The organism is Bradyrhizobium dasycarpum (assembly GCF_042019905.1).
GTDB lineage: Bacteria > Pseudomonadota > Alphaproteobacteria > Rhizobiales > Xanthobacteraceae > Bradyrhizobium > Bradyrhizobium japonicum_B.
Window position 1 is genome coordinate 4,488,589 of record NZ_CP169574.1, and the last position, 21,147, is coordinate 4,509,735.

Annotated in this window: 15 protein-coding genes and 2 pseudogenes; 6 read left to right on the top strand and 11 right to left on the bottom strand. The window is 62.3% G+C overall.

Annotation, left to right across the window (positions count from 1 at the left end):
- Positions 1-356 precede the first annotated feature (356 nt).
- From ACETMP_RS21530 to ACETMP_RS21555, 6 genes are all read right to left on the bottom strand, one after another.
- Positions 357-3,017 (bottom strand): DEAD/DEAH box helicase, encoded by a 2,661-nt coding sequence (locus ACETMP_RS21530; protein WP_375157759.1) that lies wholly within the window; start codon positions 3,015-3,017, stop codon positions 357-359.
- Positions 3,018-3,026: 9 nt separating this feature from the next.
- Positions 3,027-4,451: a site-specific DNA-methyltransferase gene (locus ACETMP_RS21535; protein ID WP_375157760.1), complete on the bottom strand. Its 1,425-nt coding sequence runs from the start codon at positions 4,449-4,451 to the stop codon at positions 3,027-3,029.
- A 717-nt stretch (positions 4,452-5,168) separates the two neighbouring features.
- On the bottom strand, positions 5,169-5,774 hold the full coding sequence (locus tag ACETMP_RS21540; RefSeq protein WP_375157761.1) for a GDYXXLXY domain-containing protein: 606 nt from the start codon (positions 5,772-5,774) through the stop codon (positions 5,169-5,171).
- Entirely contained in the window at positions 5,771-7,045 is a 1,275-nt protein-coding gene (locus ACETMP_RS21545) for a DUF2157 domain-containing protein (protein ID WP_375157762.1), read from the bottom strand. The genes ACETMP_RS21540 and ACETMP_RS21545 overlap by 4 nt, the downstream gene beginning before the upstream one ends.
- A 223-nt stretch (positions 7,046-7,268) precedes the next feature.
- A complete protein-coding gene (locus tag ACETMP_RS21550) occupies positions 7,269-8,249 on the bottom strand; it encodes a Bug family tripartite tricarboxylate transporter substrate binding protein (protein ID WP_375157763.1) in 981 nt (326 codons plus the stop codon).
- A gap of 68 nt (positions 8,250-8,317) precedes the next feature.
- Positions 8,318-9,958 carry an FAD-dependent oxidoreductase gene (locus ACETMP_RS21555; RefSeq protein ID WP_375157764.1) on the bottom strand — a complete coding sequence of 547 codons (1,641 nt, stop codon included), beginning with the start codon at positions 9,956-9,958 and terminating at the stop codon, positions 8,318-8,320.
- Between the two features lie 115 nt (positions 9,959-10,073).
- Here ACETMP_RS21555 and ACETMP_RS21560 point away from each other — a divergent pair.
- From ACETMP_RS21560 to ACETMP_RS21575, 4 genes and pseudogenes are all read left to right on the top strand, one after another.
- A pseudogene (locus tag ACETMP_RS21560) lies at positions 10,074-10,975 on the top strand (LysR family transcriptional regulator).
- A 297-nt stretch (positions 10,976-11,272) separates the two neighbouring features.
- Positions 11,273-12,896, top strand: a pseudogene (gene groL, locus ACETMP_RS21565) (chaperonin GroEL).
- 42 nt (positions 12,897-12,938) lie between these two features.
- Positions 12,939-13,157 carry a ChaB family protein gene (locus tag ACETMP_RS21570; protein WP_375157765.1) on the top strand — a complete coding sequence of 73 codons (219 nt, stop codon included), beginning with the start codon at positions 12,939-12,941 and terminating at the stop codon, positions 13,155-13,157.
- Positions 13,158-13,271: 114 nt separating this feature from the next.
- Positions 13,272-13,793, top strand: coding sequence for an Hsp20/alpha crystallin family protein (locus ACETMP_RS21575; RefSeq protein ID WP_375157766.1), 522 nt, complete (start codon positions 13,272-13,274; stop codon positions 13,791-13,793).
- Between the two features lie 178 nt (positions 13,794-13,971).
- Here ACETMP_RS21575 and ACETMP_RS21580 read toward each other — a convergent pair whose 3' ends face one another.
- Both ACETMP_RS21580 and ACETMP_RS21585 read right to left on the bottom strand, forming a co-directional pair.
- The gene (locus tag ACETMP_RS21580) at positions 13,972-14,793 is read right to left on the bottom strand and encodes a universal stress protein (RefSeq protein ID WP_375157767.1); all 822 of its coding nucleotides are present in this window, start codon (positions 14,791-14,793) and stop codon (positions 13,972-13,974) included.
- A 117-nt stretch (positions 14,794-14,910) separates the two neighbouring features.
- Positions 14,911-15,354, bottom strand: a complete 444-nt coding sequence (locus ACETMP_RS21585) for a host attachment protein (protein WP_375161956.1) — start codon at positions 15,352-15,354, stop codon at positions 14,911-14,913.
- A gap of 128 nt (positions 15,355-15,482) precedes the next feature.
- Here ACETMP_RS21585 and ACETMP_RS21590 point away from each other — a divergent pair, with 128 nt between their 5' ends.
- The gene (locus tag ACETMP_RS21590) at positions 15,483-16,169 is read left to right on the top strand and encodes a CBS domain-containing protein (RefSeq protein WP_375157768.1); all 687 of its coding nucleotides are present in this window, start codon (positions 15,483-15,485) and stop codon (positions 16,167-16,169) included.
- A 59-nt stretch (positions 16,170-16,228) separates the two neighbouring features.
- On the opposite strand, the gene ACETMP_RS21595 is transcribed toward ACETMP_RS21590, so the two are convergent.
- The 3 genes from ACETMP_RS21595 to ACETMP_RS21605 all read right to left on the bottom strand — a co-directional run bounded on the left by ACETMP_RS21595 (position 16,229) and on the right by ACETMP_RS21605 (position 19,387).
- Positions 16,229-16,534 (bottom strand): hypothetical protein, encoded by a 306-nt coding sequence (locus ACETMP_RS21595; protein WP_375157769.1) that lies wholly within the window; start codon positions 16,532-16,534, stop codon positions 16,229-16,231.
- Between the two features lie 20 nt (positions 16,535-16,554).
- Complete coding sequence (locus ACETMP_RS21600; RefSeq protein ID WP_375157770.1) at positions 16,555-18,027, bottom strand: trypsin-like peptidase domain-containing protein; 1,473 nt, start codon at positions 18,025-18,027, stop codon at positions 16,555-16,557.
- 187 nt (positions 18,028-18,214) lie between these two features.
- Entirely contained in the window at positions 18,215-19,387 is a 1,173-nt protein-coding gene (locus tag ACETMP_RS21605) for an agarase (RefSeq protein ID WP_375157771.1), read from the bottom strand.
- A 321-nt stretch (positions 19,388-19,708) separates the two neighbouring features.
- Between ACETMP_RS21605 and ACETMP_RS21610 the strand changes: the two genes are divergently transcribed.
- On the top strand, positions 19,709-21,046 hold the full coding sequence (locus ACETMP_RS21610) for a GH1 family beta-glucosidase (RefSeq protein ID WP_375157772.1): 1,338 nt from the start codon (positions 19,709-19,711) through the stop codon (positions 21,044-21,046).
- Positions 21,047-21,147 lie beyond the last annotated feature (101 nt).

Below are 21,147 nucleotides of genomic sequence, written 5' to 3' on the forward strand. Positions count from 1 at the left end.
TTGGCGGCGGTCGTTGCGGCCCATTCCGAATGACGTCCTCCCGTGATTTGCTTCGTCGGGCAAAACAAGGAGCATAGTGGCATTGTCGCAAGAGGGCTGACAGGCAGAGTTCTGGCTGGGCCTCACGGAGGCGAGCGAGGTGCCCGCCGAAGCTATAGGACTTGTTTTCTCCGACGTTGGCATTGGATAGTCGGAGTTACGTGCACTGTCACCGTAACGGCTGGTTTGACTCGTCGGGCAAAACAGGCGCACTATGGCAGCATTAACACTCGCCTGATTGGCGGCCCGATGAGGGCCATTGTATGCCGAGATTGAGCGCAGCGTGTTCGCTCATCTCAAGGCTGACATCACAATCCTCATCCGCGGATCTTGTCCTGTAGCTGGCCACGCATATCACGATCGCCAAGTTGCTTCTCGACCATGATGAACAAACCGTTGCCGCCGCTACTCTGCTCCCACAAACGGCCGATCGTGCGCTTTTCATTTGTATCGTCCACACCGCTACCCGCTAGAAGGGCGCCCTTGTATTCGATCACCATCAAGCGGTCGTCGTTGAGCTGAGCCACGAAATCTGGATAGAACCTCCCCGTGGCAGTTGGCAACCAGAATGACTCGGCGCTCCGGGCAACATTCCGCAGCCAGAATTTCACTTCAGACAGGCTATCGATCACCTGCGCACATTGGAATTCCTCGCCTTCTTCAGCCCCATCGAACGCGGGTAAGCCATCCGCCCCTAAGAAGTGTTTGCGTGGCCGCCATCGACCGCCGCGATGTTTCTTAACATCGAGGTACATGCCGTCGCGAAATTGGAATCCATTCTCGAATGACACCTGAACACGGGCATCCGGAGCGAACAGGTAACGATCGTAGACCGCTTGTTGCTCCGCTAATCGTGCCGCAGCGAGGCGTTCGCGTAGCTTGCGGGCAAGAATGAATTTCGTCCGCATCAACGCGGCAATATGAATCTTACGAGGCCCAGTCAAATGGCCGATGGCATCGGTAAGCCATCGCAGCAGGTCCGACTGGTTGATGTCCGGCTGACGCAACTGGCGGTCAAGCCACAGCACCAGATTTTGCGGCGACCACCCGTCCACCTCGACGTCGAGCGCAAGTTGTTCATCCTCGCTAGCGAACTGGTAGGCAACACGATTGCCGTCCACGTCGATTTCAAAACTACGTGCCGTCTCGCGAATAGCGAACGCCGCTTCATCCAGCCGCGCCGGATGGGAGGTAAGCGACCAGTCGTGGAACTCCATGAAAACATCTGGATCGGCAAATTCGAAGCTACCCTGGATCTCGGAAATCAGCCGAGGCACGCGGAAAACTTCACCTTGCTCGGCAGGCGTGAGTTGGCCCCGAGTATCGGCGCGATATTTCTGAACAGCTTCCTCGAAACCCTGTCGAGCTTGAGGTGGAATAACGGCCGCAATCGCCGCTTCAAGCTCCGGCCCAACGTCACCTTCCACGGCGATTTCGACGACGCCATCCTCCTGAGCGGCAACCGTCACCCCATCGCTGGTGCCAACCGCGGCAAGAGCGTCGATGACATCAGGCGTCGCGACCACACGGTGGCGAAATATTGGGCGGGGCCGCTCCCGCGGCGCGAACAAGCCGGTATCATCGAAATGACCCTGCGCTGGTTCAATGATCTCTTGGGCTTCTTGCTCATCGAAACCCATCGCCACAAGTTTATCGGCCAGCGCCGAAGCGGCGACGCCGAATGATGGTTCCGAAACGTGCGCAAATGCCCGGTTCAGAGCGTCGTCCTTGCGGCGTTGCGCGTAGGGCATCCGCAGCACTCTGCCTAGCAGTTGCTCCACATCAGTCGCGCTTTGGATCCGCGAAACTGAGCAGAAGACATAGGCAAAGGAGCAGTCCCAGCCCTCTTTCAGAGCCTCGATCGTGATGATGAATTCAATGCGGCATTTCGGATCGAACAGATCAATCCCATCGAGCTCACGTTGATCGCCGGTGGCAATGGCGATTCTATCCTCGGTGATCTGCTCTACTTCGATGAGATGCTTTTTCAGCACCTCGATCGTCACCTCTTGATTGCGGGGTTGCGCCTGGAAAAGAACGATGGGACGAATGTAGTCCGGCTCTCCTTTAGCCGCCTCCGCAAGGGCCGCACGACTCGCGATCGCACCGTTCACTGCAGTTTGCCAACTGTCGTGTTCAGCCAAGATGATCGGTAGCTTGATCATCTCTGCCGCTTTCAGTTCCTGCGCCGTGACGCTGTACAGAATGTTCGAATCGAAGCGCGGAGTTGCCGTGAATTCTATGATGGCGCAAGGATTTACGCGCTCCTGCATGTCGCGCGACAGCCCGGTGACAGCATTATGGGCTTCGTCCACGATCATTAGAGGCCGATGAACATGAAGCAAATTAGCGAAGGAGAAGCGAGGATTGCCGGCCGCGTCCGTGGAGCCGCCGATCTGCTCGAGTCCCGTCATTGTCTTTGGAACCGCGCTAAAATGCGGCTCCATGTTTTCGTTATGCGCGTAGACTTTGCGGCCTTCGGTATTGTTCACACGCAGCGTCTGGATGGTGCTGACAACGATGCAGGCGTTGTCGCTAATATCGTGCGGCCGAATCGTCGTGAAGTCGGCGATGTCGAAAACCCGTACTCGTCCCTCGAATTGGTCGTCGAGCGCCTGGCGATACGGATGTCGCGTGTGACGCAGGGCTTCGACGGTTTGCTGCCGGATGGTGTTCGAGGGCACCAGCCAGAGCACGAGCGGATAATCCTTTTCTACCCAGGCGTCGCGTGCCGCGCCGACAGCGTGTGCGGCGAGAATGGTCTTGCCGCCACCAGTCGGTAAACGCAGGCAGACATATGGCGTGCCCGGTAGCCCTTCGAGCGTTTTGTAGTCGGTCCGGTAGCGCCCAAGCCGCTTGGCTAGATCCGGTGTCTTGGTGATAGCGTCATAGGCGTTCTTCGGGCCGGCAATCCGTGCATCTTCCAGAAAGACGCGAAGGATATCGAGCGTTTCGGTCTGATATCGTTTGAGCTTCATGCCCGATCCTCAACGCCGTGCTTTTACGTCATAGGGGGTCTGCTTGAATGTCACCGCCTCGCGGTCCAGCGTAGACGCGGTGATGCGGGATTGCTCGCCATAGACAGTGATTGGTCCTGCAAACGTGCAATCAACCTTGGCGATGGCCCCGCGGATCAGTGCCAGCGTCGCGCGAGTCAGAACATTGCCGCCCTCGGGGCGCTTGTCGCCGAGGACGCCGTTGTAGAGCAGCGCAAACGCGCGTCCGTCGTGAATCCCAAGGAAGGGCGTGCGTCGCCTCGCAGTCCAGGGTGTCGCAGTTTCACTGAACCAAATGTGCGCGGCGAGAACCGGGAACGCGATGTCACCGCGGATACGGCCCTCCTGGTCGAATACCGGCGGGCCGAGACGATAAAAGCGAAAGCCGCCGCCACCTTTCCAGCCAACGCTTTCCGAGATGCCGCCCTGTTCGCCCTCAATAACTTTCGTCAGGCGCGGGGCGCAGTGCGTGACGGCGTGTTCGCCCATCTCGATACCGATATAGCGGCGACTCATCTTGTGCGCTACGGCAGCAGTCGTGCCAGAGCCAAGGAAGGAATCGAGAACGAGGTCGCCAGGACTGGTTGCGATGTGCAAGATGCGCTCCAGTAAGCGCTCGGGCTTTGGTGTCATGAAGTTCTCAGCACCAAATAAAGCAACTACTTCTTTCTTAGCCTCTTGCGTATTCCCTACATCAGTATTCATCCACATCGTTTGCGGTACGACGCCTTGTTTAACTTCCGTGAGAAATCGCTTTATGCGCGGCGTGTTGTTTCCATCAGCACCCCACCAAATGCGACCATCTCTGTCCATTTCGAGGAATCTATCCTTAGAGACCCTCCAATACATCCCATTCGGCGGCCCCGTGATGACACGGCCACTTGGGCAGGTAATGGAATAGGTGCCTGCACCATAGAAGTTTCGCGCTGAAAGGTCCCCTGATGTCCATGCGCCTCGTGGATCGTTGTCTGGGTTGCGATAACTCGCATTCATGCGATCCGATCGGGGCATATGGTTTGGCCGCCAGGGCTCAGCATTCTTTGCGTAGACAAGAATGTGATCGTGATCTTCGGAAAAATGTTTTGCGGTGTTTTTCGGCGAGAATACCTTCTGCCAAAGGACGTTCGCGATGAAGTTGCTGCGCCCGAGCACCTCGTCCATGATGACTTTGAGATAGTGACCCTCGTTATCGTCAATGGACACCCAAATGCTGCCGTCTTCCGCCAGCAACTCACGCAGAATTTCGAGTCTCGGCCACATCAGCGCCAACCACTGGGCGTGTTCGAGATTATCGTCGTAGTGTTCAAACGCCGATCGCGTATTGTAAGGTGGGTCGATGTAAATGCACTTCACCTGCCCAGCATAGAAGGGCAAGAGCGCCTTAAGCGCGTCCAGGTTGTCGCCCTGGATCAGCATATTTCCTCCCGCCGGATCACCCACTGACAGGTTGGATACCTCCTCTAACAAGCGGTACGGCACAAGCCGCGCGGCTCGAATGTCAACGTCTCGGGTGAGCCAGTTCAGGAGGGGCATTCAACTCTTCTCGTTCCGGGCCTTCGGCCGATCTGCCATAGGCTCCCCATCCTCGCGCGCAATGCTCGGAGCGAGAACGGCTGCCCTACGCTGTGTTTCTCTATTAGCTGAGATTCGGCAAGAGCGGGGATCGCGCCCTGGTGGAAAAGCGTCCTCCGACGACGCAGTGGCAGAGAGGGAGGGATTCGAATCCGCGCTGGGCTTGCACCTATGCCAGATTTCGAGTGCGGTGCATCCAACCACTCTGCCACCTCTTCTGAAGGCGCCATATAGGAGTAGCGGCCCCCGTAGTCGGGGCGTTGATAGGCGAGGATGGCGGGCTGGACAAGGCGGCCGGGGCAAAAGTCAGACTGGATCTAGGAGCTGGCAACGCCATGTCACGGCGAAGATGCCGGTCGCCGCAGCTTTTCAGCGGCGGTTTGAAAGAATTGGGCACATGGCCGACCATCGCAGCGGCATGCCCCCGGGCGACCGAGGGCTTGGACGCGACCGAATCACACATGCCCGGGAGAGGAGAGGGTGTTTTCGCGTGGGACAGTCTCCAAGAGGAGAAAGCCCAAACCCGGCGCCGCGGCAATCGATCTATCCAGCCCCTACCCCCTAATACAGCGGCTCCTCATACACCCGCTCCCCCTCAAGCAGCAGCCGCTTGATGGCGGCGCGGCCCGAGGGCAGCACGGCGGCGACGATCCGCAGCTTCTGCTGGTTGCGGGCCTGCTCGAGCTTGCCGCCCTCGCCTTGCGGCACGAAATAGCTTTCGAGACCGTATTTGATGGTCAGCTTGTCGCAGAAGGTGCGGCCGTTCGATCCGCAGGAATAGCTGACGCGGCCGCGGATCAGCACCTCGGGCGCCGCGACCGGCACCGGCTCGGCATGCACTGAAACGGCCGTGTAAAGGCCCTCGGCATTGGGCGCGAGCTTGACGAACACGGTCGGATTGCGCGCCTCAGCCGGCTTGCCGGCGAGGCTGCCTGCCGGCACTTCCGAGATGAGGTAGCGGAGCACGACATAGTCGCCGCGCAGGAGATCGCGCGGATCGACCGGCTGCGTCTGCAAGGTCACCTCGACCCCTTCGCGCAGGATCTGCACGCGGTCGACGACCATCAGCATCAGCAGCAGGCATTGCACCAGGACGGCGAGGCCGAACAGCACGGCTTTCGGGATACGCTGCCAGAGCGCCGACAGGGACGTGACCAGCTGGCTCATCGTGCACTCCTCGGCAGCGCGCGGTTGAGCGCCGTGGCAAAGGCAACGGCGACGACACCGGCCGCCGCCAGGAACGCCGAGCGGGCGAGCAGCGAGCCCTTCACCGCCCAGGTGATGCCGGCGATCACGCCGGCGATGCCGAGCCAGCCGGCGACGATGCGCGGACGGACCTCATCGAGCATGCCGGAGACGACGAGGCACAGCATGGCGCCAAGCAGCGCGGCATAAGCCAGCCAGGGCTCGCCGGCCGGGGCGACCGGCCAGAACGGCGCGGCAAGCAGCACAAGCCCGATCGCGCCGGCGGCAAGGATCTCGCCTCTGCGCCTGGTGAGCGTGGCGGAGACGAGGGCGAGGATCACCCCCGCCGCTCCGCACAGGATCGCCCACAGCGGCTGAGCCGAGGCTGCGCGCGTCGTCCGCAAGTGAATGATGTCGTCGGCCGTCGTCACCTCCAGGAAAGCTGCAGCGGCCAGCGCGAACGCACCGTGGATCGACAGCACGCTGCCGAGCCGCGCCGCCCGCGGGTTTGGCATCGCGGCGACCGCAAGCCCGGCGCCGAACAGCAGGGCCGCGCCGTTGGCGAGCACGAAGGACGGCTGGGCGCCGTCGAGCTCGAAGCGCAGCGAGGTCGCGATCCACCACGGCAGCACCGCGAGCGCGACGAGATGGGCCGCGACACGTGAATTCCACGCCAAGGCAAGGCCTGCTGCGATCAGCCAGACCGCCACGTAGGGAAGATGCAGGATATCCGGCGAATCGTGGATCCGCATGCAGGTCCAGATGCTGGCGGCGACGAGGCCGACCGCGAGCGCCCCGCGCGAGCCGGTCAACAGTGCGGCGGCAAACGCGCCGATCGACCACAGCAGCATGCCGCCGGCAAAATCCTCGCCGAGATGATACATCTGGCCGACCAGCGCGATGCCCGCGCCGAAGATGATCGCGCCAATGCTGGCGCAGAGATCGGCAAGAACGTCGCGGCCCCGCCCAGCGAACCAGGCGCCGAGCGCGCCTGTCGCGACCATGCCGGCGATCAGGATCGCGAACCGCGCCAGCCGCGCGATCTCGGTCCAGTGCGCGGCGACGAAGGCGAGGAACGCGGCCGCGATCAGCAGCCCGCCGACGATGCCGACCACCATTGCGATGTTGATGCCCGCGGGCAGCGGCGGCAGCGCATTGCGGATGGACGCGGCCGCCGCCGGCGCAATTACGCCTTCGGCCTCCCATCGCGCCAGATCGGCTTCGAGGCGGTCGCGGTAAGTCTTGTCGAACATCGGGTGTGGTTACCTCGGTCCCGCCGGAGGGCGGGGTAGTGCTGGGTCGGAGCGGGCGGGGATTGGGTTCAAGCGGGTGCCGCCGTGCCAGACGTCTTATGCCCCGGACAACAATAAACGCGAAAACAATCCCATGCGCAGTAGACGGCGGCTGAAAGATCAATGGCTTACGCGAGCCGGAATTTTCCTGCCTCGCCAGCGAGATGTTCCGGCCGGCTGCCGACTAGTTCGCCTTGATGCCGGCATCGCGGATGAGCTTGCCCCATTTGGCGCTTTCGTCCTGAATGAAGCGGGCGAACTGTTCGGGCGACATGGGGCTAGGCTCTGCGCCGAGCGTCCTGATCTTCTCGACCACCGACGGGTCCTTCAGCGCCTTCGTGAAGGCCTCGTTCAGCCTGCTGATGACGTCGGCAGGCGTGCCTGCGGGAGCAACGAGCCCGAACCAACCAACGGATTCGAAGCCCGCAATGCCGCTCTCCGCGAGGGTCGGCACATCGGGCAAGGACGCAAGGCGGCGCGCCGAGGAAACGCCGATCGCGTTGAGCTTGCGCTCCAGGATCAATTGCCGCGATGCCGGGATATCGAGCACCGCGAACGGAATATGGCCCGCAAGCACGTCGACCGTCGCCGGTGCGGTGCCGCGATAAGGCACCAGCTCCATCGCGATCCCGGTCCTGTGCGTGAACAGCGCGGCTGTCAAATGCATCGCAGTCGAGTTGCCGCCATGTCCGATCGACAGCGCGCCTGGCCTCGCCTTGGCCAGCGCGACCGTCTCGGCCATGTTGTGCGCGGGAATGTCGGCGGCGGCGACGAGCACGAAGGGGATTTCCGCAAGCAGGGTGATGGGCGCGAGATCCTTCAGCTCGAACGGCATCGACGCGTTGAGATACGGGTTGACCGTCAGCGCACCCGCCGGTGCCACGCCGAGCGTGTAGCCGTCCGGCTTCGCCTGCGCGACCGCGGCCATGCCGATGTTGCCCCCTGCTCCGGCGCGGTTCTCGATGACCAGGCCCTGTTTGAGCTCGGCAGTGACCAAGGGTTCGAGCGCGCGGATGACCGTGTCGGCGCTGCCGCCGGGCGGAAAGGTCACGATGATCTTGATCAATTGCTCCGGATAGGCTGCCTTCACGGCATCCAGCGGCAGCCCGACGAAAGTCGCGGCCGTCAGCACGGCCAGAATGCGGCGCCTTGCAATGCGAAACACGTTCTCCTCCTCGATGCGTTTTGTGTGAGCCGCCTGGCGTCGTCGTCAGGCCGGCAGCTTGATCTTCTTCACGCCGCCGCGCCGGTGAGCCGCGCCAGCAAGCCCGGCGCATCTTCGGGTGCAGCCTGCCCGCGCCAGGCGATGTGCTGGTCGGGCCGCACCAGCACCAGCTTTTCGGCATAGGCCCCATTTGCCTCATCCGGCGCGACATCGACCAAGGCCAGCGGCATGCCACGCGTCTCCGCTGCGGATCTCAGCGCCGCCACGTCGATCGCAGGGTCCAGCCGCAGCAAGGTGTAGCCAACCCCGAAGGCGTCGTAGAGCGATCGTCCGTCGCGCAGGAACAGATGCGGCGCGCGGGCGCCCGGCACGGTGGAAGGCGTGAAGCTTCCCATCGTGTAGGCCGGCGGCGTCTCGCCGTCATAGGCGATGATCGGCGAGGCATCGTAATAGTAGCCGAAATTCAATCCTGCGCAGCAATATTGCTGCACGTTGAGATCGTAGGCTGCCCTCGCCAGCGCCGCGCGCGCCGCCTGGCCGCGCGGCGTGTCGTCCTCGATCTCCGCCGAGACGCCGCCGCGCTGCGCCATCATCTTCATGGCGTGGTCCATCGCAAAGCGCGACACCTGCTCGGTGATGGGCTGGCGCTCCGCTTCATAGGCATCGAGGATCGACGCCGGCGCCCAGCCGTTCAGATGCGCCGCCAATTGCCAGCAGAGGTCGACGGCGTCGGCGATGCCTGCATTCATGCCATAGCCCGCATAGGGCATCCACAGATGCGCGGCGTCGCCGCAGATGAAGACCCTGCGATCGCGGAAGCGATCGGCCACCAGGCGCCGCCCGACCCAGTCCTCCTTGCTGAGCACACGATATTCAAAGCGCTCGTCGACGCCGAGAATGGCGCGAATCGACCAGTCGCGATCCACCGAGTCGAATTCGGGCTCGTCGGGCTTGAGGTGATTGTGGATCAGCCAGCGATCGTGACCGTCGATGGCAACGGTGGTGCCGGAGCGCCGCGGGTTGAGCGAGAGCACCATCCAGGCCGGCTTGTGCGCGCCCATCAGCTCCTTGAGCTGCGGCGCCTCGATAAAGGTCGATTGCACACGCTGGATCACCGGCGTGCCGGACAGGCTGGCTCCGATCGATTTGCGAACCAGCGAGCGGCTGCCATCGCACCCGATCACGAAGCCGGCGTCGATGCGAAGCAGGCTTCCGCTGTCGAGGTCGCGCGCCAGCACGACCACATGATCGTCATGCTGCTCGATCGACACGACTTCCGTGCGCGCCAGAATGGTGATGCGCGGCTGCGCGGCGGCATGATCGAACAGGATCGGCTCGAGATAGACCTGGTTGATCCGGTGCGGCGGCTCGGGCGTCGGCCACCAGGTATCGGGACCGCCGGTTGCGCTGTAGCGACGCGCGCGCGAGGGAATATCGATGCGGCAGAGCTCGATGCCGGTCGCCGTGGTCCGATAGGAGCAGTCATTGGGAAAGTCCGCCGGAAGTCCCGCCTCGCGCAGCTTGGCGGCGATACCGAGCCTTCGGAATATCTCCATCGAGCGCGCCGAGACGTGGTTGCATTTGACGCTGGGTGGATCGCCGGCATGGCGGGTCTCGGCGATCACGACGTCGATCCCGCGCGAAGCGAGGTCCATGGCCGCGGTCAAACCCACGGGCCCGGCACCCACGACCAGCACCTGTGTCCTCATGCTCGTTTCATCCCCCTAGGCAGCTGCGGATTCGTCGTCCGCGCAGCATGCATTTTATTGCAGGGTCGTTTATGAGATAAGACAGAAAGAACTCATCAACTCATGAGTTTTGCATATGAATGTCACCTTGCGGCAGCTACGGACCTTCGCCGGCGTGTACCGCACCCGCAGCATCACGCGGGCGGCGCGCGAGCTCGGGATCACGCAATCGGCGGCGAGCCTGTTGATCCAGCAGCTCGAGGGCCAGCTCGGCGTCAGGCTGTTCGACCGCTCCACGCGGTCGGTGCAACCGACGCTGGCCGCCCATGAGGCATTTCACGCCGCCGAGCGGATGCTGAGCGATGCGCAGGGCCTGTCGCGGCGCATGCACGACCTCGCGCAAGCGCGCGCCGGCCGCGTCGCGTTCGTCGCCTCGGCCGGCGCCGCATCGGCGCTGCTGCCCCAGGTGCTCGCGACATTCCGCGCCACCCATCCCGACATCGAGATCGACATGCGCGATGTCGCTGCCGACGATCTCGTGCCGCGCCTGATCGCAACCGACGCGGAATTCGCGATCGGCAGCGTGGAAGGCGAGTTCGCGGAGATGACGATCGAGACGCTGACGCGCGGACGCTTGAGCGCGATCGGCCGCCGCACCACCGAGTTCGCCGCGCGGCGTTCCCTCACATGGGACGAGCTGGCGCAGCTGCCGACGATCGCGATGCGGCGCGAGACACGGATCCGGATGCAGATCGATCAGGCGCTGGGCGCGCAGGGCAAGCGTCTGTCGCCAACCTATGAAGTGACGCTGATCAACACCGCGCTCGCCATGACGGCCCAAGGCCTGGGCCTCGCCATCCTGCCCGCGACGATGCTGCCGGCTGACCAGTTTCCGACCCTGATCGCCAAGCCGCTGGTGCGCCCGGCTCTCACTCGACCGGTGTGTCCGTGCTGCAGCGGCAGGGCCGCACGCTGTCGCCGGCGGCGCAGGCGTTCGTAGCGACGGCGCGAGCGGTGCTGGCGGAGCGATCGGGGTGAGCTTTGCCGATATGGTGGAAACAAACTGCAGCACAGCAAGCAGCATGTCTCCCGCGAACATGATGGCCATCGCAATGGTCTGCTTGCGCGACATTTGAGCACGAACCACCTGCTCCTCCCATCGACAGCCGCGGAAGCTGAGATGGTAACGGGAGACGGTCAACCAGACGTCCGACCCGGCTTGTGACCGCGACATCGCATCGACGACCTGTTGACCAGGATCAACTTCCAACGAGGTGCGGTCGTACACACTAGCCGATAAAATATCGGCGACCACGCCACACCGAGGGCATTCCAATGGCACACAAGCAGGTTCTGTTCCATTCAGCGGCTCGCGAGAAAGTTCTGCGCGGCGCTTCGCTCCTGGCGGACGCGGTGCGGGTCACGCTCGGCCCGAAATCGAAATCCGTTCTGATTCAGAAGGGATGGGGGGCGCCGATCGTGTGCAACGATGGTGTCACCATCGCGAAGGAGTTCGATCTCAAGGATGCCGAAGAGAATCTCGGCGCCCAGGTGCTTCGCCAGGCCGCCGAGAAGACCGGCGACGTCGTCGGCGACGGCACCAGCACCTCGACCATCCTTGCGCATGCCATCCTGTCGGACGGGGTTCGCAACGTCGTTGCCGGCGCGAGCGCAATCGATTTGAAGCGCGGCCTCGATCGGGGGACACAAGCCGCAATAGCGGCGCTGCGGGCGATGGCAAAACCGGTGAAGACCAGGGCCGAGAAGGCGCAAGTCGCGACGATCTCGGCCCATAACGATACGTCGATCGGTGAACTGGTCGCCGACGCGATCGAGAAGGTCGGCGGCGACGGCGTGATCTCGGTCGAGGAGTCCAAGACGACGGAGACGCTCCTGGATGTCGTCGAAGGGATGAAGTTCGATCGTGGTTTCCTCTCCCCCTATTTCGTCACGGATGCAGACCGGATGGAATCGGTGCTGCAGGATCCGTACGTTTTGCTCTGCGACCACAAGATCGGTGCATTGCGCGATCTCGTGCCCCTGCTGGAGCAGGTGGCCAAGAGCGGCCGATCGCTCCTGATCATCGCCGAAGACATCGAAGGCGAGGCTCTGGCGACGCTTATCGTCAACCAGCTTCGCGGCGTGCTCAAGGCGTGCGGGGTCAAGGCGCCCGGGTTCGGCGATCGGCGGAAGGCGATGCTGGAAGACATCGCAATTCTGACCGGCGCGCAGGTGATCTCGGAAGAGATCGGCCTGAAGCTGGAGAATGCGACTCTGCAGCAGCTAGGCCGTGCCGCGCGCGTGGTTGCCGACAAGGAGAACACCACCTTGATCGGAAGCGGCGGCGACCGTTCGCGCATCGACGCGCGGCTGGCGCAGATCCGGGTCGAGATCGAGAAGACCACCAGCGACTACGACCGGGAGAAGCCTCGAGGAGCGCCTCGCCAAGCTGTCCGGCGGCGTCGCCGTGATCCGGGTCGGGGCACCGACCGAGGCCGAGATGAAGGCGAAGAAGGAGGCCCTCGACGACGCCATCAGCTCGACCAAAGCGGCCGTCGCAGAAGGCATTGTGCCCGGCGGTGGACTTGCGCTGCTTCGAACGGTGGCAGCCGTGGCCAAGGAAGAAGCGGCCTGCGAGGGTGACGAGCGAACCGGTGTACAGATCCTGAGGCGCGCGCTCGAAGCGCCGGCGCGCCAGATCGCCGAAAATTCTGCTGCGGACGGCGGCGTCGTGGTCGCGCGGATGCTCAGCAGCGAAGGCGATCTCGGCTTCGATGCCGCGCGCAAGGTCTATGTCGATCTGGTCGAAGCCGGCATTGTCGATCCTGTGAAGGTCGTGCGGATCGCACTGGAGAACGCCGTCTCGGTGGCCAGCGTCCTGCTTTTGACTGAGGCGACGATGACGGAAATTCCGGAGCCGAAACGCGAGCGGTTGCCGGAACACGATCTGGCGATGTAGCCGCGTCAGCTTTCCGCTTCCCGTCTGACAGGAGACATCGGGATGCCCTACCGATCAAACAGCGAGCTTCCATCGGGCGTGCGGCACCACCTGCCACCTCATGCCCTGGACATCTATCGGGAAGCGTTCAACCATTCCTTTGCCTCGCACGCGGGGGACCTTCGTCAGGAGGAAATCGCGCACCGAACGGCATGGGCCGCCGTGAAGCGTTCCTATGTGAAACGTGGCGATCAGTGGCTGCCGAAATGGCCCGATGCGTAGATATCAAATTTCGCCAGCACCTCTTTTTCATTTGAGAAGGATCAATCAAAGCCCGATGGCTCGGCCTATTCTTTCTCGCGACCGGATGGTCAAACTTCAATGGAGTAGGCGATCATGGCAACCGAAACCAAACTACCTGTCACCAAGACGTCCACCGCGCCCGCCGTTGCCGGCGAGACTTGGCAGCCGTTTCAGGCGCTGAGAAACGAGATCGATCAGCTCTTCGACGATTTCGGCAACGGCTTCTGGAACCGGCCGTTCCGGTCGCTCGCCCGGCTGGAGCGTGACCTGTCGAAGAACTTCAATGCGCCGGCCGTCGATGTCGCCGAAAGCGACAAGGCTTACGAGATCACTGCGGAGCTGCCCGGCCTCGACGAAAAGAACATCGAGGTCAAGCTCGCCAACGGCGGTCTCACCATCCGCGGCGAAAAGAAGGAAGAAACCGAGGAGAAGAAGAAGGATTATTACGTTTCCGAGCGCCGCTATGGCTCCTTCGAGCGCTACTTCGCGCTGCCGGACGGCGTCAACGCCGACAAGATCGAGGCGACCTTCAAGAATGGCGTGCTCAAGGTTACGCTCCCCAAGACCGAGGAAGCGCAAAAGCCGGCCAAGACGATCAACGTGAAAGCCGCCTGACGGCCTCGCTGGCGCGGGGCGGCCCTGGCCGCCGTCTCGCGCCTATGCTGCCGTCTGACCGCGTCATCAGCCTTCCGAGGAGTCGAGCATCGGCAGGCCTGATCCTCTCGTTGCGAACCAGGTTCGCATGAAAGCTGCCGCCTTTATTGCACCGCTTCGTCGAGCCGCATTTTGCCGCCTAGTGAGACATGAGGACGCAGATCCTGGCGTCGCGCAGGAGACCGAGCGTCATACCTCCGAATATCCATTCACCCAATCTGCTATGGCCGTAGCCTCCTGCAACAATGAGATCGGCACGAACGTCCTCGGCAAGGCGGATGAGATACCCGGCATCAGCCTCTGCCGTATGCACCCGGATATCGGACTCGCAATTGGCTCCATGTTTCTTGAGATAGTCCGCGACATCCCGCACACGACGGCGTGCCGCGTCCTGCTCGTCCGGGGTGCAAATTTCGGTGATGATGACCTTTGAAGCGCGGGTCAGGAACGGCATTGCGTCGCGAACGGCGCGGCGCGCCTCGCGAGTATCCTTCCAACCAACCACGATCTGGTCTCCGGACAATTCCGTCACGCCGTCGGGTACCGATAGCGTCGGGCGCCCCATCCGCAGCATGGCTTCTGCCGGATCGAAGAAGTGAGACGGACTGGCTTTGGGCGGTCTGCGCTTGACGACGACGAGATCTGCCGCCCTCGCCTGCTCAATCACGAAGTCGGTCGGATCCTCGATCGCCCAGCGCCATTCAATCTTTTCGCTCGTCGAACGCACAACTCTCCTGAACCAGCTCTCCTTTTCCGCAAGAACATTTCGCATGCGCCTGACGTCGTCCTCGGTGGTCTGCTCAATGATGACGCCTTCCGCCACGAACGGCGGCTGCACGGCTATAGCGGACACACCCAGAATCGAGGCCTCGAACCTTGAGGCGACACCATCCGCGACGGCGACTTGTCCCGCTTCTTGCTGCTCGGTGTCGACGTAGACCATGACGCTGGCGATTGACATGAGACTCCTCCGGAAATGTGCGCCGTCTTCTTTATCCGCTCGGCGGATAACTGGCCCGTCGAGCAAGATCAAACCTCGGACCCGGGGCAGCCGGCCGCATCAACGCGGCTACCGCCCCTATCCCTGAAGATGCTTCTCGATTTCGCCGACCGGGTGCTTGGTGAGATCCTTGTCGAGTTCGCCGATAATCCGCCGTTTGACATCGTCATGGAAGGCGGAGCGAAGCTCTGCCAAGGTCCGGGGCGGCGCGACGACAATAAGGGGCGTCGACTGCTCGCTCCGAATCAGCTGCTCGGCGGCCGCCGCGACCTGCCTCGCGAAGCGGCTTTCCTCGAGCTCGTGCCAATCGGTGCTCTCCACGGCACTCCGGTGCGAGGAATGGGAAGCTTTACTGACCCGACCCGGCCGGTCTGTTCCTTGCGAATGCGCCGGCGGGTTCTCGTGCTCCAACACCGCTTGTGTTTTCAGGTGCGGAAACTTCTCGTCCCCTTCGTTGCGCAGGAATAACGCCTTCCGTCCATCGCCCACGAATACGATTGCCCGATGCGGTATCCTGACCATCTCGGCCTCCATGGTGAATACTGCAAATTGCTATCGCTTCATCGAAGCGGACCTTTTGATCAGAATCAAGCCAGAGGATTCACAGGCTGGCACATTGCAAAAGACACGGAACCGACAAGGAGCATGTTATGCAAGCACGCGACATCATGATGTCCCCGGTCGTGACAGTTGGCCCGCACGCGTCCGTTCAGCAGGTCGCGAAGATCCTGCTGGAACGCCGGATCAGTGCGGTACCGGTGGTGGATCCCGACAACAAGCTGCTTGGAATTGTGAGTGAAGGCGATCTCATTCACCGCGCCGAGAGCGGTACCGAGCGCTCCTATTCCTGGTGGCTGCGCCTATTGACCGGTGACGCCGAACAGGCCGCTGATTACGTCAGATCGCACTCGGCCAAGATACAAGACGTCATGGTCAAGGACGTCGTGACCGCGTCGCCCGAGACGCCCTTGAACGATATTGCGATGCTGCTTGAGAAGCAGCAGATCAAACGCGTCCCGATCGTCAACAGAGAAGGTCAGCCCGTCGGGATCGTCAGCCGCTCCAATCTGCTTCAGGCTATCGCGAGCGCCAAGCCGAAGCTCGAAATATCTCTTCCGGATGCCGCCATCAGGAAACGGTTCTTGGACGAGCTCATGAAGCAGCCCTGGGCTCATACGCTCAATGTGAATGCCACGGTCCAGAACGGTGTGATGGAGCTCTGGGGCTTCGCGCCGTCACTCGCTGAGCGCAAGGCTATCCGCGTGGTCGCGGAAGCCATCCCTGGCGTGCAAACCGTCAACGATCACCTGCTCGAAACCCCGGTCTTTGTCTATTGATCGCCGTGGAAGGCTTGCCATGGCCAATTGCGGCGCATGGCCTTGCCTCCTGGCTGACGTCAATCCAGGGTCACCAGGGTGATAATGAGGTGAAACAGCTCCCATCCGAAGGCGACCAGCAGGGCTCCCACGATCAGTATCTTTCCGTACCACGAGACCTTGGGGCTGATGCGAACCCATCCTCGGGAAGCCTTGTTCGCTAGCGGCACTTGACGCTCTGCCGCCAACGAATCCGGTGCGCGATGATCACCCGGCTTGCTGATGGCACTGCTCTTCGTTCTGGCTTCCATAGCTAGATGACCGCCGAAGCGGACGGCGGCGCCTTGATGTTGGTCAAGGAGGATATCGCCTTGTTTTCCCTCCAAGCTTCCTCTCCGAGCTTTGTTCAGGTGATGGGAACGGCGACGAAGTTCATGGCGCCGGCACGTTTGATCCGGACCAAAATGGTTCGCCTGGATTGTGCACGGGCCTCGTTGACGATCCTATCGAGGTCGGCGCCGGCGACAATGGGCTGTCCTCCGATGCCTATGATGATGTCGCCGACCTGAAGGGCGCCATTGGCCGCCCCGCTGCCCGGCCTGATTTCGAGCACCACTATACCGGTGTCACCGGCACCTGGGACAAGACGCGCCGGCGCGATTGTGAGGCCAAGCTCCGCCCGTTCCCTCAGCTCCGCCTGCTTGTCTTTAGGCAATTCTCTCGCGCGGGGAAGTTCGCCCACGGTCAGTTCGATCGACATCTCCCGCGCGTTCCTGAGGATGCGGAGATGGATGACGGTGCCTGGGGTGATCTCAGCTACCCTCCTAGCGAAGTCGCGAGGATTTTTCACCTCAAGATCATTCACGAAGGTAATCACGTCGCCAGGCTCTACACCTTGCTTGGCTGCGGGCCCTTCATCGAGTTGCGCAACGAGAGCACCCCGGGTGCTCTTCAGGTTCAGCGCGTCGGCAATGCCGGTCGAGACCTCTTGAAGGTAGACTCCAACCCAACCTCGAGAGACGTAACCTTTCTCCCGCAGCTGGCGGACGACCGATCTCACCGTCTCCGCCGGAACATCAAACGCGACCCCCACCGATCCGCCCGAGGGCGAGTAGATCACGGTGTTGACCCCAATGACCTCCCCTCTCACGTTGAACGATGGCCCGCCGGAATTGCCCTTATTGACCGGAGCATCGATCTGGATGAAATCGTTGTAGGATTCTCCGCCGATGTCGCGCCCAAGCGCCGAAACGATCCCGGCGGTGACCGTGCCGCCGAGCCCGAACGGGTCGCCGATAGCAAGCACCCAGTCGCCTATCCGGGGCCCCACCGCAGCAAAACGCACGTAGGGCAGTTCACCTGAGGGGGAGATCTTGATCAGCGCGAGATCGGTCTGCGGATCACTGCCGATGAGCTTGGCCGAGTAGACCTTTCCGTCGTCCATCGTTGCCTCGATGTCGACGCTCTTGGCTACGACGTGCTCGTTCGTGACGATGTAGCCGTCACCGGAAATCAGGAATCCCGCGCCAACCGTGACGTCGGACCCTGGAGCCGGATCGGAGGGAATCTGTACGCCGAACTGCCGAAAGAGCCGATCCAACAGCGATCCGGGCGGCGGTAGCTGCGCTCGCTCGCCATCGGCACTTCCCTGCTCGGTCTTCACCCGGATGCCTACAACCGCCGGTCTGACCCGTTCAATGACCTCTGCAAATCCCACCGGAGCGGTGACGCCAGCGGCGTCAACCTCGGCGGCGACCGCATGCCCCGTTCCAACCAAAGCAAGCGTCGCCCCCAACATCGCGGCGCACAGGCTTAATGCGACGAGTTTGCCGGCACAGGCGACCGTCGCAACCCGCGCACCATCGTTGACGGGACTCACTTGTCTCACCTCGTTTCGCGGTCATCACGGCTGAGCTTGGCTGGCTTTCGCACCGGCACGTTGATTTGCCTCAACCGAGCTGACGCATCATGTAAGCTGCAACAGGGCTGCGAGCGTGTTTCGGACATGGCCATCGTGGCCGAGGCCAAGACCAATACCCCAAAGCCCGGCGCGCGGCGCCTCATCGCTATAGCGGGCAGATCAGGGCCGGGACAGAAGCAGCGTGAATGCGCTCTGCCGCCGCGTTCACCCTGGTCATGGTCTTCGTCAGCTCGTCGTAGACCTGGTCCTCGATGGTGACTATGCCGAAATTCGAATCTTCGCCGTCAAATCGTCCCTGCGCCGGCTCATCGGCGTGCTCGAACCAGTGATAGCCGACCACATTCGGCTTGCTGAGGGCCGCCGCAACATAGCCCTCGAAAGCTCGGGCGCGCTCCGTCTGGGTCGCCACCCGGGGTCCCCCTCCCTTCGTATTCGGCAAGCCTGCGTCGTCGCCTCGAAATGAGAATTCAGTAATGAGGCATGGCTTCCCGGCGACAGCGTAAGCGTCAATGACCGGACCGGGGTCGAACTCGTAGCAATTGAAGGAAATGACATCGAGATGGCGGCCGGCAGCGGCGATGACGCCTGCCGGCGGCTGATAGCCGAACCGGGATCCGAGCACGAGATGATTGGGATCGGCCGTCTTGATGGCCGAGACGCACAGTTCGAAATATTTGTCAGCCACGACGGCCACGAAGGCATCGCAATCTGCCGAGAAGGCCTCGCGGCAGGGATCTGCCAGATTGGCCTTGGTCTCGAGAGCGTCGTTCAAGACGCCAGGACGAAGCCTGACGAACGGTGCCGCGACATGTTCGATTCTGCCGAGCTCCTGCCAGGATCGCGCCTGAGTGCGCCAGACCGCATTGAACTGATCAAAATCCCGGTAGCGCGCCTGCAGTCCCGCGATAGCGGCGTCCCTGCCAGGTCGACGAGACGGCAGGTTCAGGAATAGCGTCAGAAGCTCGTCGGTATTACGCCAGTCGGGTGACCAGTAGAGCTCGTTATCGATGAAGGTCCCGAGCAAGCCGGGATCATTGCGGCGATGCCGGCAACGCTGATCGGCGCTCGCGCGGATATGCGCCCAGAATTCGGGATCGAAGACATCAGGGAAGACTTGATCGCGCCGGTGCAGGCGGAAGGACGCGCCGAGCTCCGCGATCGGCGTGGTTGCCAGCAAGTGCGATCCGGAACTGGCGACGAACTCGTCCGACCAGCAGCCGACCGTGTTGAAGGCCCAGCTTGCCAGCCGGTCAGACACGGCGGTGCGCCAGATCTGCAGGCTGCCATATTTGGCCCGGCAGGCCTCGGCATAGGGCACGCGCTCGCTCCCCCCAATGCGTTCCTGATCGAAGCGGATCGTGTTGACCCCCTTCGAGAGGAAACGGCCTCCGTCCGGATCGACGAGCCAGAATACGCCATTGCGCTCGGCGACGCGAAAGTAGCCGCTCCCGCTGAGGTCGCCGTCAACGGCCCCGCCCCATCTGGTTCTCTGCAATTGCGGCCCCCCGGCAACGGTCTTGGAATGTCGATCCTTTGCACGGCCGCGGCGGAACCTGTTGAGCTATCTCAAGACCGTCCAGAACCAGCATGATTACCAATGTCACGACATTCACGGCGGGCTGGAGCAAGCAGGTCGTTCATGGCGACAACGCAACTGGCGAACACCACGAGCCTGCGCCCGGATTTCATCTGGGGCGTTTCCACCTCGAGCTTCCAGATCGAGGGCGCGACGCGGGAGGACGGCCGCGGGCTCAGCGTCTGGGATATCTACTGTCAGAGCGGTGCCATCAAGAATCACGATACCGGCGATGTCGCGTGTGACCATTATCATCGCTATCGCGAGGATGTCGGCCTGATGAAGGCCCTCGGCGTGCAGGCTTACCGGTTCTCCGTGGCCTGGCCGCGCGTGCTGCCGCAAGGGAGCGGCTCCGCCAACGAGGCTGGCCTTGCATTCTACGACCGCTTGATCGACGCGCTCTTGACCGCCGGAATCGAGCCATGGCTGTGCCTCTATCATTGGGACCTGCCCCAGGCCCTGGAGGAGCGGGGCGGCTGGCTGAACCGGGAGTCCACGACATGGTTCGCCGACTACGCGGCTCTGGCCGCCAGGCGCTTTGGCGACCGGGTCAAGCGGTTTGCGACATTCAACGAGCCGTCCATGTTCACTCTCTTCGGCCGCTCGCTCGGCAAGCGGGACCGCGGAAGCGAAGATGAGCTCCACCGCATGATCCACCACGTCAATCTCGCGCACGGGGCTGCTGTGGACGTGCTGCGCGCGAGTGTCGCTGGCGCCTCGATCGGATGCATTCACAATCGGCAGCCCTGTCGGCCCTCCACCGCAAGCGAAGCCGATGCGGCTGCGGCGGCGCGCCTGAGCATTTATTGGAACGATGTTTTTCCCGATCCGCAATGCGTTGGCGCTTATCCTGCGTCGATGCGGACAGCGATCGAGCCGCATATGCAACCCGGCGATATGGCGCGCATTTGCCGCCCGGTCGATTGGTTTGGGCTGAACCACTACAGTCCGGTCTATGTGAAGGAGAACGCGGATTCGATGCTGGGTTACGACTTCGGCGACAAGCCTGCCGGCACCGCCTTGACGCCGATCGGCTGGCCGATCGATCCCGAGGCTTTCCGGCAGACCATCCAATCCGTTCACGCGCGTTATGGGCTGCCGATCTACGTCCTCGAAAACGGATACGGCAGCTTCGACGAGCCCGACCAGACGGGTTCGGTGAACGATGGCGACCGAATTGAATACCTGAAGGCCTATATCGAGGCGATGAATGGCGCCGCCTCCAGCGGAGCCGATGTGCGCGGCTATTTCATCTGGTCGCTGCTCGACAATTTCGAATGGGATTCTGGGTACAGCAACAGGTTCGGCCTCGCCTATGTGGACTATGTCTCGCTGCGGCGGATACCGAAGGCTTCATTCGGCTGGTACGCCGAACTCATCAAGGCGAGGCGCTCGTCATGACGGCCACTTCTTCGACAACCGCCATTCTGCTCGCAGACATCGGGGGGACCAACGCTCGCCGGGTCATTTAGAATCTCCTGCTTAATTGATTACTTGCATGG